Origin of the sequence: Pseudomonas sp. B10, assembly GCF_900156235.1 — a bacterium.
Taxonomy (GTDB): domain Bacteria; phylum Pseudomonadota; class Gammaproteobacteria; order Pseudomonadales; family Pseudomonadaceae; genus Aquipseudomonas; species Aquipseudomonas siliginis.
In genome coordinates, this window is the sequence record NZ_LT707063.1 from 2,812,482 (window position 1) to 2,829,953 (window position 17,472).

Annotated in this window: 17 protein-coding genes; 12 read left to right on the forward strand and 5 right to left on the reverse strand. The window is 61.6% G+C overall.

Annotated features, from left to right (window positions below; translation table 11 throughout):
• Positions 1–36: 36 nt before the first annotated feature.
• Positions 37–1,170 (reverse strand): bifunctional diaminohydroxyphosphoribosylaminopyrimidine deaminase/5-amino-6-(5-phosphoribosylamino)uracil reductase RibD, encoded by a 1,134-nt coding sequence (gene ribD, locus BXA01_RS12695; protein ID WP_076564302.1) that lies wholly within the window; start codon positions 1,168–1,170, stop codon positions 37–39.
• The gene (gene nrdR, locus BXA01_RS12700; protein WP_007910946.1) at positions 1,167–1,631 is read right to left on the reverse strand and encodes a transcriptional regulator NrdR; all 465 of its coding nucleotides are present in this window, start codon (positions 1,629–1,631) and stop codon (positions 1,167–1,169) included. The genes ribD and nrdR overlap by 4 nt, the downstream gene beginning before the upstream one ends.
• 128 nt (positions 1,632–1,759) lie before the next feature.
• Here nrdR and BXA01_RS12705 point away from each other — a divergent pair, with 128 nt between their 5' ends.
• The 3 genes from BXA01_RS12705 (at position 1,760) to trxA (ending at position 3,951) form a co-directional block, all read left to right on the forward strand.
• Entirely contained in the window at positions 1,760–2,224 is a 465-nt protein-coding gene (locus tag BXA01_RS12705) for a YbaY family lipoprotein (protein ID WP_024014493.1), read from the forward strand.
• Positions 2,221–2,874: a class I SAM-dependent methyltransferase gene (locus BXA01_RS12710; protein WP_076564303.1), complete on the forward strand. Its 654-nt coding sequence runs from the start codon at positions 2,221–2,223 to the stop codon at positions 2,872–2,874. Before BXA01_RS12705 ends, BXA01_RS12710 begins: the two co-directional genes overlap by 4 nt.
• A gap of 204 nt (positions 2,875–3,078) precedes the next feature.
• On the forward strand, positions 3,079–3,951 hold the full coding sequence (trxA, locus tag BXA01_RS12715; protein WP_076564304.1) for a thioredoxin: 873 nt from the start codon (positions 3,079–3,081) through the stop codon (positions 3,949–3,951).
• Between the two features lie 4 nt (positions 3,952–3,955).
• Here the strand turns inward: trxA and BXA01_RS12720 are convergent, their stop codons facing one another.
• The gene (locus BXA01_RS12720) at positions 3,956–4,315 is read right to left on the reverse strand and encodes a hypothetical protein (RefSeq protein WP_076564305.1); all 360 of its coding nucleotides are present in this window, start codon (positions 4,313–4,315) and stop codon (positions 3,956–3,958) included.
• Positions 4,316–4,450: 135 nt separating this feature from the next.
• Between BXA01_RS12720 and BXA01_RS27305 the strand changes: the two genes are divergently transcribed.
• From BXA01_RS27305 to BXA01_RS12765, 8 genes are all read left to right on the forward strand, one after another.
• Positions 4,451–5,032: a PAAR domain-containing protein gene (locus tag BXA01_RS27305; protein ID WP_225930982.1), complete on the forward strand. Its 582-nt coding sequence runs from the start codon at positions 4,451–4,453 to the stop codon at positions 5,030–5,032.
• Positions 5,029–5,976, forward strand: a complete 948-nt coding sequence (locus BXA01_RS12735; RefSeq protein ID WP_056790741.1) for a CHAP domain-containing protein — start codon at positions 5,029–5,031, stop codon at positions 5,974–5,976. Before BXA01_RS27305 ends, BXA01_RS12735 begins: the two co-directional genes overlap by 4 nt.
• On the forward strand, positions 5,973–6,539 hold the full coding sequence (locus BXA01_RS12740) for a hypothetical protein (RefSeq protein WP_024014498.1): 567 nt from the start codon (positions 5,973–5,975) through the stop codon (positions 6,537–6,539). Before BXA01_RS12735 ends, BXA01_RS12740 begins: the two co-directional genes overlap by 4 nt.
• 155 nt (positions 6,540–6,694) lie before the next feature.
• Positions 6,695–7,288 (forward strand): DUF2796 domain-containing protein, encoded by a 594-nt coding sequence (locus tag BXA01_RS12745; protein WP_076564306.1) that lies wholly within the window; start codon positions 6,695–6,697, stop codon positions 7,286–7,288.
• 139 nt (positions 7,289–7,427) lie between these two features.
• A complete protein-coding gene (locus tag BXA01_RS12750; RefSeq protein WP_076567723.1) occupies positions 7,428–8,138 on the forward strand; it encodes an ABC transporter ATP-binding protein in 711 nt (236 codons plus the stop codon).
• 1 nt (position 8,139) lies between these two features.
• Entirely contained in the window at positions 8,140–9,405 is a 1,266-nt protein-coding gene (locus BXA01_RS12755; RefSeq protein WP_024014501.1) for an ABC transporter permease, read from the forward strand.
• An 11-nt stretch (positions 9,406–9,416) separates the two neighbouring features.
• Positions 9,417–9,935: a DUF3299 domain-containing protein gene (locus tag BXA01_RS12760; RefSeq protein ID WP_024014502.1), complete on the forward strand. Its 519-nt coding sequence runs from the start codon at positions 9,417–9,419 to the stop codon at positions 9,933–9,935.
• Between the two features lie 220 nt (positions 9,936–10,155).
• Entirely contained in the window at positions 10,156–10,854 is a 699-nt protein-coding gene (locus BXA01_RS12765) for an OmpW/AlkL family protein (RefSeq protein ID WP_016772968.1), read from the forward strand.
• A 184-nt stretch (positions 10,855–11,038) separates the two neighbouring features.
• Here BXA01_RS12765 and BXA01_RS12770 read toward each other — a convergent pair whose 3' ends face one another.
• Both BXA01_RS12770 and BXA01_RS12775 read right to left on the reverse strand, forming a co-directional pair.
• The gene (locus BXA01_RS12770) at positions 11,039–11,971 is read right to left on the reverse strand and encodes an NAD-dependent epimerase/dehydratase family protein (protein WP_076564307.1); all 933 of its coding nucleotides are present in this window, start codon (positions 11,969–11,971) and stop codon (positions 11,039–11,041) included.
• Positions 11,964–12,848 carry a sugar nucleotide-binding protein gene (locus BXA01_RS12775; protein ID WP_076564308.1) on the reverse strand — a complete coding sequence of 295 codons (885 nt, stop codon included), beginning with the start codon at positions 12,846–12,848 and terminating at the stop codon, positions 11,964–11,966. Before BXA01_RS12775 ends, BXA01_RS12770 begins: the two co-directional genes overlap by 8 nt.
• A gap of 303 nt (positions 12,849–13,151) precedes the next feature.
• Here BXA01_RS12775 and BXA01_RS12780 point away from each other — a divergent pair, with 303 nt between their 5' ends.
• Entirely contained in the window at positions 13,152–17,438 is a 4,287-nt protein-coding gene (locus BXA01_RS12780) for a DEAD/DEAH box helicase (RefSeq protein ID WP_076564309.1), read from the forward strand.
• Positions 17,439–17,472: the final 34 nt, after the last annotated feature.

Below are 17,472 nucleotides of genomic sequence, written 5' to 3' on the forward strand. Positions count from 1 at the left end.
TGAGAACGAGGCCAGCGCTAACGCGATGGCCGGGAATTATACGCGGGCTGAAGGGACAGGGATCGCAGTGACTCGCCAGTCATCGCCCACCGCGCGGATTTCAGTGATTTTCAGCTCCGGCGCATCTTTCATCTGCGCCAGCGGCCAGTCGAGCAGCGGACGCGCCGTGGAGCCGAGGAATTTGCCGGCAATGAAGATCACGAATTCGTCGACCAGCCCCAGTTGCGCAAAGGCGCCGGCCAGACGCGGCCCGGCCTCGACCAGCACCTCGTTGGTGCCACGGTTGGTCAGTTCGATGAGCAATTGATGCAGATCGACCTGGCCGTCGTCACTCGGGACGATCAGGCATTCCGGGCCATTGGCGTATTGCTCCTCGACCGCGACACAGGTGGCGACCAGCGCCGGCCCGGCCTTGAAGAACGGCGCATCCAGCGGCACCCGCAGGCGGCCATCGATCAATACGCGCAATGGCGGGCGACTCATGACCAGCGCGGTTTGCTCGCTGTCGAGACCGAGTTCGTCCGCGCGCACGGTCAAGCGTGCGCCGTCAGCCAGCACCGTATCGGCGCCAGTCAGCACCACCGCCGCCTCAGCGCGCAAACGCTGCACCGCCGAACGCGCCGCCGGGCCGGTGATCCATTGGCTCTCGCCGCTTTCCATCGCCGTGCGCCCGTCGAGGCTCATGGCCAACTTGACCCGCACGAACGGCAAGCCATGTTCCATGCGCTTCAGAAAACCTTGATTGAGCTTGCGTGCTTCAGCCTCCAGCACACCACTTTCGGTGGCAATACCAGCCTCGGCCAAGCGCTGCAAACCGCGCCCGGCGACCTGCGGATTGGGATCACGCATCGCCGCCACGACCCGGGCAACGCCAGCGGTCACCAAGGCATCGGCACACGGCGGCGTGCGCCCGTGGTGGCTGCAAGGCTCGAGGGTGACATACGCCGTCGCGCCCCGGGCCTGCTCGCCAGCGGCGCGCAGGGCGTGGACTTCAGCATGGGGTTCGCCGGCGCGCTCATGCCAGCCTTCGCCGACAATCTGGCCGTCACGCACCACCACGCAACCGACTCGCGGATTGGGATGGGTGGTGTAGTGGCCCTTGCGCGCCAGTTCCAGCGCGCGGGCCATGAAATGCGCGTCGAGGATCGCCTGCTCGGCGGCGGTGGTCATTCTTTCACCGGTTCGCGGGCGAGGCGGTCGATCTCTTCGCGGAATTCATTGAGGTCCTGGAAGCGCTTGTACACCGAGGCAAAACGGATATAGGCGACTTCATCAAGCTTTTGCAGCTCGGCCATCACCAGCTCGCCGACCACGAGGGATTTGACCTCGCGTTCGCCGGTGGCGCGCAGCTTGTGCTTGATGTGAACCAGAGAGGATTCGAGGCGCTCGACGCTGACCGGACGTTTCTCCAGCGCGCGTTGCATGCCGGCGCGGAGTTTTTCTTCGTCGAACGGTTGGCGGCTGCCGTCGGTTTTGATCAGGCGCGGCAACACCAGTTCGGCCGTCTCGAACGTCGTAAAACGTTCGCCGCAGGCCAGGCATTCACGCCGGCGGCGCACCTGTTCGCCCTCGGCGACCAGACGCGAGTCGATGACCTTGGTGTCGTTGGCACCGCAGAAGGGACAGTGCATGGTGGCTGGCAACAAAAAATGGGAGGGCCATGGTAGCGCATCCCCGTGGCAAGACAAGCCATAGGCTTTGCGGTATACAGAACGGCATGATCGTCTGATCCATGGAATTCATTCTGCCGGAGCCTCCAATGCCGTTACGTCCGCTCGTTCTGCTCAGTCTTTTCAGCCTGCTGGTGGCCTGTGGCAGCGACGCACCCAAGCCGCAACCGCCGACGCCAGGCCCCGCGCCGCAGCAGGCGCAGAAAAAAGCCAAAGAGGCTGCCGAACTCGGCCCGCTGCCGGCGCATCAGCGCGAATTGAGCGGCAGCCTGCAAGGGGTGCCGGCCGGCGCCGAAGTCGAACTGGCGCTGCTGGTGATCGATGAAAAGGACCGCCCACAGCAACTGCTCGCCAGTTCCAGCCTGATCGGCAACAACCAGATTCTGCCGTTCCACCTGCGGTTCAACCCCGAGGCGTTTCCGGCCGGCGCACGGGTCGAGCTGCGCGGTCGCGCCAGCCAGTCCGGGCAATTGATCCTGCACCTGCCGTCGCAGACCATCACTCAACCGACCACTCAGGCGTTGGGCCAGCTGCAATTCGTCAAAGCGCCATGACAGCACCGCTCGACCTGCAGCAGGCCTTGGGGGAATTGCTCGGCGACGCCAGACTGAAAGCCTGCGCGTTGCCCGGCACCGATTTGCAGCTGTGGCTGATCGACGGTGACAACATGGCCCGCGAATTCAGCCAGGAAGAGACCCAGCGCATCCTGCATGAACCGCCCTATTGGAGCTTTTGCTGGGCCAGCGGCCTGGCCGTGGCGCGTTATCTGGCACAGTTTCCAGAGTGGGTGCGCGGCAAGCGCGTGCTGGATTTCGGCGCCGGCTCCGGGATCGCCGGGATCGCGGCGGTGAGGGCCGGGGCGCTGGAAGTGGTGGCCTGCGATCTCGATCCGTTGGCGATCGCCGCTTGCCGGGCAAATGCCGAGCTCAATGCTGTGCAGATGAGCTACTCGACGGATTTCTTTGCCGAGGCCGATCGCTTCGATCTGATTCTGGTCGCCGACGTGTTGTACGACCGGGCGAACTTGCCGCTGCTCGACGCGTTTCTCAGTCGCGGACGCGAGGCGCTGGTGGCGGATTCACGGGTGCGGGATTTTCGGCATCCGTTGTATGAACGGATCGAGATGCTGGAGGCGATGACCCTCCCCGATCTGGCCGAGCCCGAAGAATTCAGACATGTCAGCCTCTACCATGCACGGCGCTAGCTAAAAGCATCGCGGGCAAGCCCGCTCCCACAGGGTCTGAAGTCGTCCGCAGATTTTGCGTAATACCCAAAACACTGTGGGAGCGGGCTTGCCCGCGATAGCGTCCTTCCAGGCGACACATATCTCAAAACCTGCCCCGCTTCCGGCCACCCCCCGCCAAGCCGTATAGTTGCCCCATTCCAAGCTTCTTCGACGAGATCCCCCATGAGTCAGCAAACGCCGTACATCTTCGACGCCACGACTGCCGATTTCGACCAGTCGGTGATCGAAGCCTCCTTCAACAAACCGGTGCTGGTGGATTTCTGGGCCGAATGGTGTGCGCCGTGCAAGGCGTTGATGCCGATGTTGCAAGGCATTGCCGAGAGCTATCAGGGCGAGTTGCTGCTGGCCAAGGTCAACTGCGACATCGAGCAGGACATCGTCGCCCGCTTCGGCATTCGCAGCCTGCCGACCGTGGTGCTGTTCAAGGATGGTCAGCCGGTCGATGGCTTTGCCGGGGCACAACCGGAATCCGCCGTGCGCGCGCTGCTGGAACCGCATGTGCAGATGCCGCCACCGGCCGCTGCCGACCCGTTCGAACAGGCCCAAGCGATGTTCGACGAAGGTCACTTCGCCGAGGCGGAAGCGGCGCTGGTGACCCTGCTCAATGAAGACAATACCAACGCCAGGGCGCTGATCCTTTACGCACGCTGCCTGACCGAACGCGGTGAGCTGGGCGAAGCGCAAACCGTGCTCGACGCGGTCAAGAGCGATGAGCACAAAGCCGCACTCGCTGGGGCCAAGGCGCAGATCCAGTTCCTCGGCCTCGCCCGCGACCTGCCGGACGCCGCCGACCTTAAGAGCCGCCTGGCGCAAAATCCGCAGGATGATGAAGCGGTGTACCAACTGGCGATCCAGCAACTGGCGCGCCAGCAATACGAAGCGGCGCTGGACGCCTTGCTCAAACTGTTCATCCGTAACCGCAGCTACGGCGAAGGCTTGCCGCACAAGACCTTGCTGCAGGTGTTCGAACTGCTGGGCAATGATCATCCGTTGGTGACGGCTTACCGTCGCAAAGTGTTTGCGGCGCTGTATTAAGGCCTTACCCGATCCAGCTATAGAGCGGCGTATCCCCGCCGCTCGCCACTTTCACATCGGAACTGTGGCGCAAGCGCACGAGCAAACGCTTGCCCGCTGCCGCACTGCCGGTCAGCGCTTCCAGTTGATCGAGCAGATCCGGCCCGCTAAGTTGCCCGGCGTTGCGCAACAAGTCTTTGGCCACCTGCCACAGCGCATCATCCTGATTCACCGGCTTCGCCGCCGGGGCCGACGCCACTGCCTCGGACTGCGCGACCGGCGCCTGCCCGCTCAGCGCCGAACCCAGCCTGGCCCAATCGCTGTCATCCAGCTCCACCGTCAAATCCACCGGCACCTCGCCGACCGTTCCGCGTATCCGCAACATCGAGTTCGCTCCTGCACTTTTCTGACCTGCATGCTCCCACGGGACTTGTGCAACGCCAAGTAAAGGGCGCCAAACACATCTGGTAATTCCCGGTTGATCGGCTAAATTAATCTCTTTTTGCGGGAAGGATTCCCAATGTCTTCAGGACGAAAACTGGCCTCTAAAGGAGGCCCGACCTCTACAGGTGGCGTGATACTTGAAGGAAATGAGAACCTCAATATCGAAGGAAGAATAATCGCTTCCATTGGACAACTCGCCAGTTGTCCGGTCTGTGGGCCTGGCAAAGGCCCCATCGTAGCAGTGGGTGAAAGAACGCTGATTTTACCTGCCGGACCAGCTGCGCTAGAGGGTGACTACGTCGCCTGCGGTTGTCCGCCCATGACCAATAAGCTGCTCACTCAGCAACACAGTGGTTTCGCAGGAATTGGCCGGCCCGCTCCAATTGACATGGGGCCACCGATTGCTGCCCTGACCTCTTATCGCTACTTGCAGGTCATCATCGAACGCCTTGATGACACGGAAAAGCCAGGTTTGGCTTACAAACTCAAGGACAAGGCGAAGGTTGCCGTTTTACAAGACAGCACTTGCAACCTCACAGGCGAAGGCTGCGAACACCCGGTAAAAAACGCTTCGGATTACGACACCCTGTTGGTAGGGGAAGATTCCGAATGGACTTTCTATGCCTATGAAGAGCCCCTGACACAGGATTTGTCATGAAATCGGAAATCAAACTCATCTTTAAAGACTTTCTGATGCAGCCACCGCCAGGCGTAAAATTTCAGCTGCTTATCGACGGTCAGGTCGTAGATGACAACATCGTTCAAAACGATGACAGGCCTCGCATTTATTCATTGATATCCAAAAACGGCCAGATCGCTATAACGCTCGCGGGCAAGGAACTACCGTCGATCAAAACCCGAGACACCCACGAAGTGACGGTTCAGATTGTGGGGAACTCCGGTACAAAAAAAGGTATGCACACTGCTACGTTGAATCCAGGGAAGTCTCTTTCGATCGTAGCGATATCACCGTGGGTAAAAGTCCCGCTAACGACCAGCGGCGCTGTCTCGAACGACGCGTTCTACGAAGTCGAATATGGTGTGAAACGTACAAATGAAACCCGAACGGTGAAAGTCGTCATTCAGGACATGCCGCGCAGGATACTGATGGAGGCGCTGTCACACCGGGGATCAACACAGTGGGCAGGGAATAAAAGCAAAAAGTCGCTGCCACACCCTACGCTCAGGCAGAGCGTGGAATTTCCACCAAACACAAATAAATGCAATCTGTTCGTCTACGACGTGCTGACCGCAATTGGGGTCAACGTGGCGTTGATTGAACATGGCAAATCGAAATACCTGCCATATTTCTCCAAGGTTAGTCCTCCGCTCGCGGGTGAATGGGCGAATGGACAACGATTGCTCAACAGCTGGAAAGTCGAGCGCACGCCGTTGCCCGGGGACGTCGGCGCTTACGCAATGAATTATTCCGACGCCAGCGGCCATGTCGGCTTCGTTCTAACGAAGGGCGTATGCATTTCTGCAGGGTGGGAAAAAGTTGAAGTTAACGACGCAGGTTTTCGCCATGCGACCGGTAATGCAAATCCCAGTGACCATGACTTCACTATTTTCCGACGCTACAAACACAGCACGCCACAATGAAACGCCCTTATTCGCTCCTCCTCATAATTCCGTTTTTGCTCATCGTGGCATGGCGCATCTGGTTGCCTGCCGATCTTTCGGCTTGTCCCGCTGACGGGGAAACTGCAGGTCCACTGACCCTTGTTATTCGTGATTACTTTGAGCGCAATAGCCGGACCGACTGGCGAGACATGGATGATCGTTTCGACATACTTTCAACCCCCGAAGGCCAGAGCATAGCGAGTCAACCGAATTCACACACTTGCGAAGCATTGCGGGTACTGCAGAGTCCGGCGTTCAGTCAGAGTGAAAAAATCTTCACCATGGCACTTATGTTCAGACTGCCAATCGACCAGTACATGGCCCTGATGGATCGCAGTCATCAACTCTACACGCAGGGCAAAATGGATAAGGAGGTGCTGACTCTGGTGGTATTTCCGCGCGGAACAGCCATCAACTACTGGTGGCTTCCGGCTTGGCGACAGCGTTTCAGTCGCGATGCCCCGAGCGTGCTCGACGCAAATCTGATCAACGATGTTCTTTCGGGACACTATTGGTTCGACTATCCCGGCGCAGGCTTCTGATTCTGCAAGCATGACATCCAATCCCAGCACCGCCCGCGAACTCATCCCGGGCGGTGCTTAGCCATGTCTTGCGCAATCTCAAGCGCACGGGCACACTCTGCGCACTTTCGTTATAAGATTACATAACAAACTTTTCATTTTTCTCGGAGTCCGTCATGCATCGTTTGCTGCTCGCTTTGCCGTTTGCCCTGTTGCCGCTGGCCGCTGCCCATGCGGTGGATGAGCACGATCACGATCATGAGCACGGCAGCCTCGGCGCCCATGAGCATGGTGTGGGTCGTCTGAATGCCGCGCTCGATGGTCAGACCCTGGAGCTTGAGCTGGAAAGTCCAGCGATGAATCTGGTGGGTTTTGAACACGCCGCGACGTCGGATGCCGACAAGGCCAAAGTGGCCGCCGCTCGTGCGCAACTGGAAAAACCATTGGCCCTGTTCAGTCTGCCCGCTGCGGCCGGTTGCAAAGTGGTCAGCCAGGAACTGGAAAGCCCGCTGTTCGGCGACAAGCCGGACGCCGATGATCACGACGAAGATGAAGCAGACAAGGACGGTCACGAGCATCACCACGACCACAGCGAAATCCACGCGCATTACCAATTCAGCTGCGCCACACCGGGCGCGCTGAACACGCTGAATCTGGCCAACATCTTCAAAACCTTCCCGGCAACGCAGAAGATTCAGGTACAACTAATCAGCGCGACCGGCCAGCAAGGTACCGAAGTGACGGCGAAATCGGCTGCGCTGAAATTCTAGGATCCACCGAAATCCCCTGTGGGAGCGAGCCTGCTCGCGAAGGCGGCGTGTCAGTTGACAGGTGGGTGTCTGACCCAGCGCTTTCGCGAGCAGGCTCGCTTCCACAGGGTTATGTGTTCACTTCATGAAAATCGGTGCCATGACCCAAGCACTCATCGAACTTTCCGACCTTGGCTTCAACTGGCCCGGTCACCCGCCGCTGCTGGACATCCCGGCGTTTCGTCTGGAAGCCGGCGAAACCCTGTTTCTCAAAGGCCCCAGCGGCAGTGGCAAGACCACCCTGCTCGGCCTGCTTGGCGGGGTGCAGAAGCCCAATCGGGGCAGCATTCGCCTGCTCGGCCAGGAGCTGACCGAGCTTTCTGCCGGCAAGCGCGATACGTTTCGTGTCGATCACACTGGCTACATTTTCCAGCAATTCAACCTGCTGCCGTTTCTCTCGGTGCGCGAGAACGTTGAGTTGCCGTGTCACTTCTCGAAACTGCGTGCGCAACGGGCGAAACAGCGCCACGGCAGCGTCGATCAGGCCGCCGCCACCCTGCTCGCCCACTTGGGTCTGAAAGACGAAAGCATCCTCAGCCGCCGCGCCGACTCGCTGTCGATCGGCCAGCAACAACGGGTCGCTGCCGCCCGCGCGTTGATCGGCCAACCGGAGCTGGTGATCGCCGACGAACCGACCTCGGCACTGGATTACGACGCCCGCGAGAACTTCATTCGCCTGCTGTTTGCCGAGTGCCGCGAGGCCGGATCGAGTCTGTTGTTCGTCAGCCATGACCAGAGCCTGGCGCCGCTGTTCGACCGTCATCTGTCCCTGGCCGAACTCAATCGCGCCGCCACGTCCGCCGAGGTCTGAGATGTATCTGTTTCGTCTGGCCATGGCCAGCCTGGCCAACCGCCGTTTCACCGCATTGCTCACCGCTTTCGCCATCGCCCTGTCGGTGTGCCTGCTGCTCGCCGTCGAGCGCGTGCGCACCGAAGCCAAGGCCAGTTTCGCCAGCACCATCAGCGGCACTGACCTGATCGTCGGTGCCCGCTCCGGCTCGGTAAACCTGCTGCTGTATTCGGTGTTCCGCATCGGCAACGCTACCAACAACATCCGCTGGGACAGCTTTGAACACTTCGCCAACAACCCGAAAGTGAAGTGGGCAATCCCCATGTCCCTAGGCGATTCCCATCGCGGCTATCGCGTGATGGGCACCACCGAAGCCTACTTCGAGCACTACCAGTACGGGCGCCAGCAACACCTGGCGCTGGCCGACGGTCGCGCGTTTGCCACCGATCCTTTCGAAGTGGTGCTCGGTGCCGAAGTCGCCGAAGCGCTGCACTACAAGCTCGGCGACAAACTGGTACTGGCCCACGGCGTGGCGGCGATCAGCCTGGTCAAGCATGACGACAAACCCTTCACCGTGGTCGGCATCCTCCAGCGTACCGGCACCCCGGTGGACCGCACGTTGCACATCAGCCTCGGCGGCATGGAGGCGATCCACATCGACTGGCACAACGGCGTGCCGGCGCGCGGCAACGGCAGAATCAGCGCTGATCAGGCGCGCAACATGGACCTGACGCCGCAAGCCATCACCGCGTTCATGCTCGGCCTCAACAGCAAGATTTCCACCTTCGCCTTGCAGCGCGAGATCAACGAATACCGTGGCGAACCGATGCTGGCGATCCTGCCGGGCGTGGCCTTGCAGGAATTGTGGAGCCTGATGAGTACGGCCGAGAAAGCCTTGTTCGTGGTCTCGCTGTTCGTTGTGCTGACCGGGCTGATCGGCATGCTCACGGCGATTCTCACCAGCCTCAACGAGCGTCGCCGCGAGATGGCGATTCTGCGTTCGGTGGGCGCGCGGCCGTGGCACATCGCAAGTCTGCTGGTGCTGGAAGCTTTCGCCCTGGCCCTGACCGGGGTGATCGCCGGGCTGGCGCTGCTGTACGTCGGCATCGCCGCTGCGCAAGGGTACGTGCAGGCCAATTATGGTTTGTACCTGCCGCTGGCATGGCCGAGCGAGTATGAATGGACGCTGCTCGGTGGCATTCTGGCGGCCGCGCTGCTGATGGGCAGCGTGCCGGCCTGGCGCGCGTATCGCCAATCCTTGGCCGATGGCCTGTCGATCCGTTTATGAGGATGTTCACCATGCCCCGCGCCCTGCTTGCGCTGCTGATGCTGGTCGCCCTGCCCGTGTGGGCAGCGGCGCCGAAAGACCTGACCTGGTCGGAAATGATCCCGCCGGACGCTGCGCCGGAAGTGCCGAACATGACCCCGCTGCACGACCTGTCGAAGATGGGCGACGCACTCTCTGCCGAGTCCGCGCCGGCGGCCAAGCAGGACATGCCCAATGCACCGGTAGTGAAGAGCCTCGACGGGCAGAACATTCGCCTGCCCGGTTACATCGTGCCGCTGGAAGTCAGCGAAGAGGGGCGCACCACGGACTTTTTGCTGGTGCCGTACTTCGGCGCCTGCATCCACGTACCGCCACCGCCGTCGAACCAGATCGTCCACGTGAAAAGCGAACTGGGCGTGAAGCTCGATGAGCTGTATCAGCCGTATTGGGTTGAGGGACCGTTGCAGGTGAAAGCCTCGAGCAGTGAGCTGGCCGATGCCGGGTATCAGATGGAGGCGGAGAAGATTTATGCGTATGAACTGCCGGAGTGAGTCCCGGTAGTTTTGTATTGGCTGGTCTATCGTCTTCGCGAGCAGGCTCGCTCCCACAGGTGATCACATTCCAAGGTGGGAGCGAGCTTGCTCGCGAAGGGGCCTTCAAAGGTTTCACAGAAACCCGCCCCTTCACTGTTTCATTGAGCTGAGTCAAAACACCGTATCAGACGGCTTCGTACCCTAGGACATCGAATTTTTATGTCCTTTCGGAGCCCCCATGAACAAGTCCTTGCTCAGCGCCTCGCTGTTTGCCCTCGCGCTCGCAGCCCCGCTCGCCCACGCCCACGAAGCCGGTGACATCCTTGTGCGCGCCGGTGCGATCACCGTCAACCCTAAGGCCGACAGCTCCAGCGTCAAGGTCGATCAGGGTCCGCTGAGCGGCACCAATCTGGGCGGCAAGGCGACCATGAGCAGCGATACCCAACTGGGTCTGAACTTCGCCTACATGCTCACCAACAACATCGGTATCGAGCTGCTGGCAGCCACGCCGTTCGAGCATGACGTCAAGCTCAAGGGCACCGCCCTGCCCGCTGCCAATGGCAAGCTCGGCACCCTGAAACACCTGCCGCCGACCCTCAGCGTCGTCTACTACCCGCTGGATTCGAAATCGGCTTTCCAGCCCTATGTCGGCGGTGGCATCAACTACACCTGGATCTACGACGAACACGTCGGCAGCGAAGCCAGCGCCAACGGCTTCAGCAACTTCAAGGCGAAAAACTCCTGGGGTCTGGCCTGGCAGGTCGGTGCCGACTACATGATCACCGACAACATCATGCTCAACGCCCAGGTGCGCTACATCGATATCGATACCCGCGCGACCGTCGAGAACAACGCCGTCGCGCCGGGCACCCGTGCACGGGTGAATGTGGATGTCGATCCGTTCATCTACATGGTCGGTTTGGGCTATAAGTTCTAAGTCGATTTTTTACTGAACGTTCACGTGGTGGTGAATGAGGCTTGGTAGCGGGCAGGCACAGACCTGACGACGACCGTACGCAGTCGATCGGGGGACAACGTTCCCTCGCCACAGGGATAGCAATATTCCGGCCGTGAAAAAGGCGCCTTATGAAGGGCGCCTTTTTCATGTCCGAAAGCTTGTTTCATCCGCGCCCGAGCAAGCGCGCCAAGCCCACACTCATCGGCGTCTGCGGCGGCATTTCGAAGCGCTGCAGCAAGCGTCGGTTATCGGCTCGCGAATGGCGGATATCACCCGAACGCGCCGGCCCGTAGCTCACGGGCGGCAGTTCACCGACCACTGATTTCAATGCTTCGAGCATCTGCTTCAGGCTCATTGCCTGGTTCCAGCCGACATTGACCGCACCTTCCTGCACTTCAGGCTTTTCCAGCGCCTGCACCAGCAAGTCGACCAGATCACCGACATAGAGGAAATCGCGAGTTTGCTCGCCATCGCCAAACACGGTGATCGGCAAACCTTTCGACGCGCGTTCGCTGAAGATGCTGATCACCCCGGAATACGGCGAGGACGGATCCTGGCGTGGGCCGAAGATGTTGAAGAAGCGAAAAATTGCCGGTTCCAGGCCATGCTGGCGACGGTAGAAATCGAAGTACTGCTCACCGGCCAGTTTGTCCGAGGCATAGGGTGTCAGCGGCGCTTTTGGCGTGTCTTCATCAATCGACTCGCCCTCGCCATTGTTGCCGTACACCGCCGCGCTGGAGGCATACACCACGCGCTTGACCCCGGCCAGACGCATGGCTTCGCAGACATTCAGGGTGCCGATGAAATTGCTCTGGTGGGTTTTCACCGGATCGTCCACCGAGGCCTGCACCGAGGCCACGGCCGCCAGATGCGCGACAGCGTCGCAGCCTTGCATGGCGCGGGCGACCAAAGCGGCATCGGCGACATCGCCGACCACCAGTTCGACCTTGGAATTGTCCAGCGGCAGGTTGCTGCGCTTGCCGGTCGACAGATCGTCAAGCACGCGTACCGCATAGCCCTTGGCGAGCAAGGCATCGGTCAGGTGCGAGCCGATGAATCCGGCTCCGCCAGTGATTAGAACCGTTGCTTCAGCCATGTCGGTAGAACCTGTCCAATAGACCCGGGAGTGCAGCACGCCAGGCGCGCGGTTTGATCCCGAAAGTGTGGAGAATTTTCTTGCAGGCCAGCACTGCATGTTGCGGCTCTTCGGCGGCGTCCGGGCGCGCGGCATGTGCCTGCGCAGTCGGTGCTTCGATCGCCAGCGGATGCATGCTGCGTGCTTCGGTGAGAATCGCCTGGCCCAGCGCCAGCGGGGTGGTCGCTTCGTGGCCGGCGTAATGGTAAGTGCCCCAAAGCGGCGCGGCGCAGTCGAGTTGCTTGAGCACGGAGATGATCACTCGAGCGGCGTCATCGACCGGGGTCGGATTGCCGCGCCGATCATCGGCCAGCAACAACTCTTCGGGTTTTTCCGCGCGAGCGAGGAAGCGTCCGAGGGTGCCGTCCGGGCTGTCGTCGAGCAGCCAGCCGAAACGCAGCAGTACATGTTGCGGGCAGGTCGCGCGCACGCTTTGCTCGATGCGCCATAAGGCCTGACCGCGCAGGCCCAGCGGCACCGGTTCGTCTTTTTCGCTGTAGGCCGTGGCTCGCGAGCCGTCGAACACGCGATAGCTCGACGGCTGCACGAGGACAATGTTGTGGTGCTGGCACAGTTCGGCCAGACGCTCGATGGCGCGTTCCTGGCCGCTCATGCGGCTTTCGCTGACGCTCTCGGCCTGGAACCAGTCGAAATAGTAGGCGAGGTTGATCAACGCATCGGGACGGGTGTCGTCGAGCAATTGGGTGAGGCTCGCGGCATCCCAGCCGTTTTCGGGCGGGCGGGGGGCGAGGAAACCGATGTCTTCTTCCGCACCGAGGCGAATCAGCGCCTGCCCAAGGGCATTTCCGCCGCCCAGTAACATAAGGCGCATTCGCATAGAGTCAGCAGGCCCAGTCTGATTGGAACGATGGCTTTAGCGACGGTTCTTGTGGAACCGTCGTCGATAATTGCCGGAATCGTTGCATTTTGCGGGTTTAGTGCGCAACCGTCATCCGTAAAGTGTAGAAGCTGGAAATTGTATCGAGGCCACCGGCCCCATCGCTGGCAAGCCAGCTCCCACAGGTTTTGTGCCAGGCATGAATCCTGTGGGAGTTGGCTTGCCGACGATGAGGGCCTGACTGTCGCTGAAGATCCCCAGCGGTACTTGCATCTTCCCGCCCCCGCCCGCATAACTTCAGTCATGAATCTGCCCCTCCCCGCCAACAGTGCGCTGGCCGGTTTTCACCCCGCCGTCAGTGCCTGGTTCAACAAGACTTTCCCGGCGGTCACCGCCGCTCAGGCCCGTGCGTGGCCGTTGATTCGCCAGCGCCGGTCGACGCTGATTGCCGCGCCCACCGGCTCCGGCAAAACCCTCACCGCGTTTCTCGCCGTGCTCGATGAGCTTGTGCACCGAGGTCTTGAGCATCCTGACGGTTTGCCCGCCGAAACCCTGGTGGTCTATGTCTCGCCGTTGAAGGCACTGTCCAACGACATTCAGATCAACCTGCAGAATCCGCTCGCCGGCATTACCGCGCATTTGCGCGAAATGGGCCTGCCGGAGCTGACCATCACCACCGCCGTGCGCACGGGCGACACGCCACAGAAAGACCGCGCCGCGATGCGCAAGAGCGCGCCGCATATTCTGGTGACTACCCCGGAATCGCTGTACGTGCTGCTCGGCTCGGAATCCGGGCGCAGGATGCTCGGCACCACGCGCACGGTGATCATCGACGAAATCCACGCGATGGCCGCCGGCAAGCGTGGCAGTCATCTGTCCTTGAGCCTTGAACGCCTGCAAGCGTTGTGCGCCGAACCGCTGACCCGCATCGGCCTGTCCGCCACGCAGAAACCGGTAGAAGCCGTGGCGCGGTTTCTGGTCGGTCATGCCCGGCCCTGCGAAATCGTCGACATCGGCCACGCCCGCCCTCGGGATCTGGGCATCGAGGTGCCGCCGGTGCCGTTGTCGGCGGTGATGGCCAATGATGTATGGGAACTGGTGTATGAGCGCCTCGCCGAACTCGCCCGCGAGCACCGCACCACGCTGATTTTCGTCAACACCCGACGCCTTGCCGAACGCCTCAGCCGGCATCTGAGCGAACGCCTCGGCAAGCAGGCCGTAGCGGCGCACCACGGCAGCCTGGCCAAGGAGTTTCGCCTCGACGCCGAACAACGGCTCAAGCGCGGCGAGCTGCAAGTGCTGATCGCCACGGCATCACTGGAGTTGGGCATCGATATCGGTGAAGTCGATCTGGTCTGCCAGATCAGTTCGCCGCGTTCGATTGCAGCATTTCTGCAACGGGTCGGCCGTTCCGGACACCAGGTCGGCGGCACCCCCAAGGGTCGTTTGTTCGCCACCACCCGCGACGACCTGATCGAGTGCGCCGCCCTGCTCGACTGCGTGCGACGGGGCGAGCTCGATACGCTGCACATTCCGGAAAAACCGCTGGACGTGCTGGCGCAGCAGATCATTGCCGAGGTCAGTTGTCAGGAATGGTCGGAGGATGCGTTGCAGGCGATGTTCCACCGAGCCTGGCCGTATCGCGACCTCGATGAAAAACACTATCAGGCCCTGCTGAGCATGCTGGCCGAGGGTTACAACGGCCGTCAGGGCATCCGCAGCGCCTACCTGCACCGCGACGCCGTCAGTCGCACCTTGCGTGGCCGGCGTGGTGCGCAGCTGACCGCCGTGACCAGCGGCGGCACCATTCCGGACAACGCCGACTACAGCGTGCTGCTCGAACCGCAGGGCTTGAACATCGGCAGCGTCAACGAAGATTTCGCCGTGGAAAGTATCGCCGGCGACGTGTTCCAGCTCGGCAATACCTCGTACCGCATTCTGCGGGTAGAAAGCGGCAAGGTGCGGGTCGAGGATGCGCAGGGCATGCCACCGACCATTCCGTTCTGGCTCGGCGAAGCGCCGGGGCGCAGTGATGAACTGTCGGCGGCCGTCGCGCGCCTGCAAGCGCAGTTGGACGAATTGCTCAGCGCCAGCCCCGGGAATCTGCAACCGGCGCTCGACTGGCTGACCACCATACTCGGCCTCAACCTCGCCAGCGCCGAGCAATTGGTCGAATATCTGGCGCGCGCACGGCAAACCCTTGGCGCCCTGCCCTCGCAGGACACGCTGTTGATGGAGCGGTTTTTCGACGAGTCCGGTGGCACCCAACTGATCATCCACACGCCGTTCGGCAGCCGCATCAACCGCGCCTGGGGCCTGGCCTTGCGCAAGCGTTTCTGCCGCACCTTCAACTTCGAGTTGCAGGCCGCCGCCAGCGAAGACGCGATCGTGCTGTCGCTGTCCACCAGCCACAGCTTCGAGCTCGACGAAGTCTGGCGTTACCTGCACAGCAACAGCGCCGAACACACGCTCATTCAAGCGGTGCTTGATGCGCCGTTGTTCGGCGTGCGCTGGCGCTGGAATGCCGGAGTGGCGCTGGCGTTGCCGCGCTTCACCGGCGGACGCAAAGTCGCTCCGCAACTGCAACGGATGAAGAGCGAAGACCTCATCGCCAGTGTGTTTCCCGACCAGATCGCCTGCCTGGAAAACCTCGCCGGCGAGCGCGAAGTCCCCGAACATCCGCTGGTGGAACAGACCCTCGACGATTGCCTGCACGAAGCGATGGACAGCGAAGGCTGGCTGACCCTGCTGCGTCGCATGGAGCGTGGCGAGGTGCGCCTGATCGCCCGGGATTTACCGGCGCCGTCGCCGCTGGCGGCAGAAATTCTCAGCGCCCGACCCTACACGTTTCTCGACGACGCGCCGCTGGAGGAACGCCGTACCCAAGCGGTGATCAACCGGCGCTGGAGCGATCCGCAGTCGACCGATGATCTCGGCGCGCTCGATGCCGATGCGATCACCGCAGTGCGCGAAGAAGCCTGGCCGTCGCCCAACTCCCTGGATGAAATGCATGAAGCGCTGATGAGCCTCGCCTGCATCAGTGACGCCGAAGCCCGAGCCAACGCGGGCTGGCCGGACTGGCTGCAAACGCTGATGGCCAGCGGGCGCGCGTGCCGGTTGCAGATCGACGCCGAGCATCAGTTGTGGCTGGCTCGCGAACGCCTGAGTTGCCTGCAGGCACTTTATCCACAAGCCACGCTGCTGACTGAAGCAGTCGCGCTGCCCGGGTTCGACGAAGCGTGGACATTCGATGAGGCGCTGGTCGAAGTGATCCGCGCCCGCCTCGGCGCCTTTGGGCCAATCCCGTTGCCCGCCATTGCCGAGCCGCTCGCCCTGCCCGCCGCGCAAGTCAATCAGGCCCTCGCCCGACTGGAGCGTGAAGGCTACGTCTTGCGCGGCCAGTTCACGCCGAACAACGCGATTGAAGAATGGTGCGAACGCCATCTGCTGGCGCGCATCCATCGCTACACGGTCAAGCGCCTGCGCCGGGAAATCGAACCGGTGGCATTGCAGGACTTCATGCGTTTTCTGTTCGACTGGCAGCATCTGACGCCGGCCACCCAAGGCCAGGGCAGTGCGGTGTTGCCGGCGATTGTCGGCCAGTTCGAAGGTTACCCGGCGGCAGCTTCGGCGTGGGATAGCGACATTCTGCCGGCACGCCTCAAGGACTATTCGCCGAGCTGGCTGGATGAGCTGTGCCGCAACGGCAAACTGGTGTGGACGCGCATCAGCGCGCGGCAGAAGGTCAGCGGCTCGGCATTGCGCAGTACACCGATTGTGCTGCTGCCGCGTAGCCAAGTGGGTTTGTGGAGTGCGTTGGCTGAGCAGACGCCAGTGAGTGAGTTATCGCCGAAAACGCAGAAAGTCTTCGAGGCGCTGAGTCAGCATGGCGCGCTGTTTTTCGATGAGTTGATTCATGAAGCGCGCCTGCTGCGCAGCGAACTGGAAATCGCCCTGCAGGAACTGGTCGCCGCAGGTTTGGTGAACGCCGACAGCTTCGCCGGCCTGCGCGCGTTGATCACTCCTGCAAGCAAGCGCCAGCAGCGCAGCAGTCGACGCGGGCGCGGCGCGTTTATCGGCGGCATGGACGATGCCGGGCGCTGGGCATTACTGCGCCGAGGTTCGTCAGCCGATGCCGCCGAGACGCTCGAACACGTCGCCATGACCCTGCTGCGCCGCTACGGCGTGGTGTTCTGGCGTCTGCTGGAACGCGAAGCGGACTGGTTGCCGAGCTGGCGGGAATTGCTGCGCACCTTTCATCGTCTGGAGGCGCGGGGCGAGATTCGTGGCGGGCGGTTTGTCAGTGGTCTGGCTGGCGAGCAGTTTGCCTTGCCCGAAGCCATTCCCTTGCTGCGCGAAGTACGCCGCCGCCCGCAGGACGGCAGCCTGGTGGCGGTGTGCGGAGTTGATCCATTGAATCTGGCCGGAACCTTGTTGCCGGGGGCGAAAGTGCCGGCGCTGGTGAGCAATCGGCTGGTGTATCGCGATGGGGTGCCGGTGGCCGCTATGGTTGCGGGCAAGCCGCAGATCTGGGGGGAATGGGATCAGGTGGTCGTTGAGCAGATAGGCAGGAAACTCATCCGCAATTGAGGGTCTGTTCTGGCCTCATCGCGGGCAAGCCCGC

Bases quoted from the DNA above. Each gene is read 5' to 3' on its own strand.
- ribD (WP_076564302.1), bottom strand. From the start codon at position 1,170: ATGACCACCGCCGCCGAGCAGGCGATCCTCGACGCGCATTTCATGGCC.
- nrdR (WP_007910946.1), bottom strand. From the start codon at position 1,631: ATGCACTGTCCCTTCTGCGGTGCCAACGACACCAAGGTCATCGACTCG.
- BXA01_RS12705 (WP_024014493.1), top strand. From the start codon at position 1,760: ATGCCGTTACGTCCGCTCGTTCTGCTCAGTCTTTTCAGCCTGCTGGTG.
- BXA01_RS12710 (WP_076564303.1), top strand. From the start codon at position 2,221: ATGACAGCACCGCTCGACCTGCAGCAGGCCTTGGGGGAATTGCTCGGC.
- trxA (WP_076564304.1), top strand. From the start codon at position 3,079: ATGAGTCAGCAAACGCCGTACATCTTCGACGCCACGACTGCCGATTTC.
- BXA01_RS12720 (WP_076564305.1), bottom strand. From the start codon at position 4,315: ATGTTGCGGATACGCGGAACGGTCGGCGAGGTGCCGGTGGATTTGACG.
- BXA01_RS27305 (WP_225930982.1), top strand. From the start codon at position 4,451: ATGTCTTCAGGACGAAAACTGGCCTCTAAAGGAGGCCCGACCTCTACA.
- BXA01_RS12735 (WP_056790741.1), top strand. From the start codon at position 5,029: ATGAAATCGGAAATCAAACTCATCTTTAAAGACTTTCTGATGCAGCCA.
- BXA01_RS12740 (WP_024014498.1), top strand. From the start codon at position 5,973: ATGAAACGCCCTTATTCGCTCCTCCTCATAATTCCGTTTTTGCTCATC.
- BXA01_RS12745 (WP_076564306.1), top strand. From the start codon at position 6,695: ATGCATCGTTTGCTGCTCGCTTTGCCGTTTGCCCTGTTGCCGCTGGCC.
- BXA01_RS12750 (WP_076567723.1), top strand. From the start codon at position 7,428: ATGACCCAAGCACTCATCGAACTTTCCGACCTTGGCTTCAACTGGCCC.
- BXA01_RS12755 (WP_024014501.1), top strand. From the start codon at position 8,140: ATGTATCTGTTTCGTCTGGCCATGGCCAGCCTGGCCAACCGCCGTTTC.
- BXA01_RS12760 (WP_024014502.1), top strand. From the start codon at position 9,417: ATGCCCCGCGCCCTGCTTGCGCTGCTGATGCTGGTCGCCCTGCCCGTG.
- BXA01_RS12765 (WP_016772968.1), top strand. From the start codon at position 10,156: ATGAACAAGTCCTTGCTCAGCGCCTCGCTGTTTGCCCTCGCGCTCGCA.
- BXA01_RS12770 (WP_076564307.1), bottom strand. From the start codon at position 11,971: ATGGCTGAAGCAACGGTTCTAATCACTGGCGGAGCCGGATTCATCGGC.
- BXA01_RS12775 (WP_076564308.1), bottom strand. From the start codon at position 12,848: ATGCGAATGCGCCTTATGTTACTGGGCGGCGGAAATGCCCTTGGGCAG.
- BXA01_RS12780 (WP_076564309.1), top strand. From the start codon at position 13,152: ATGAATCTGCCCCTCCCCGCCAACAGTGCGCTGGCCGGTTTTCACCCC.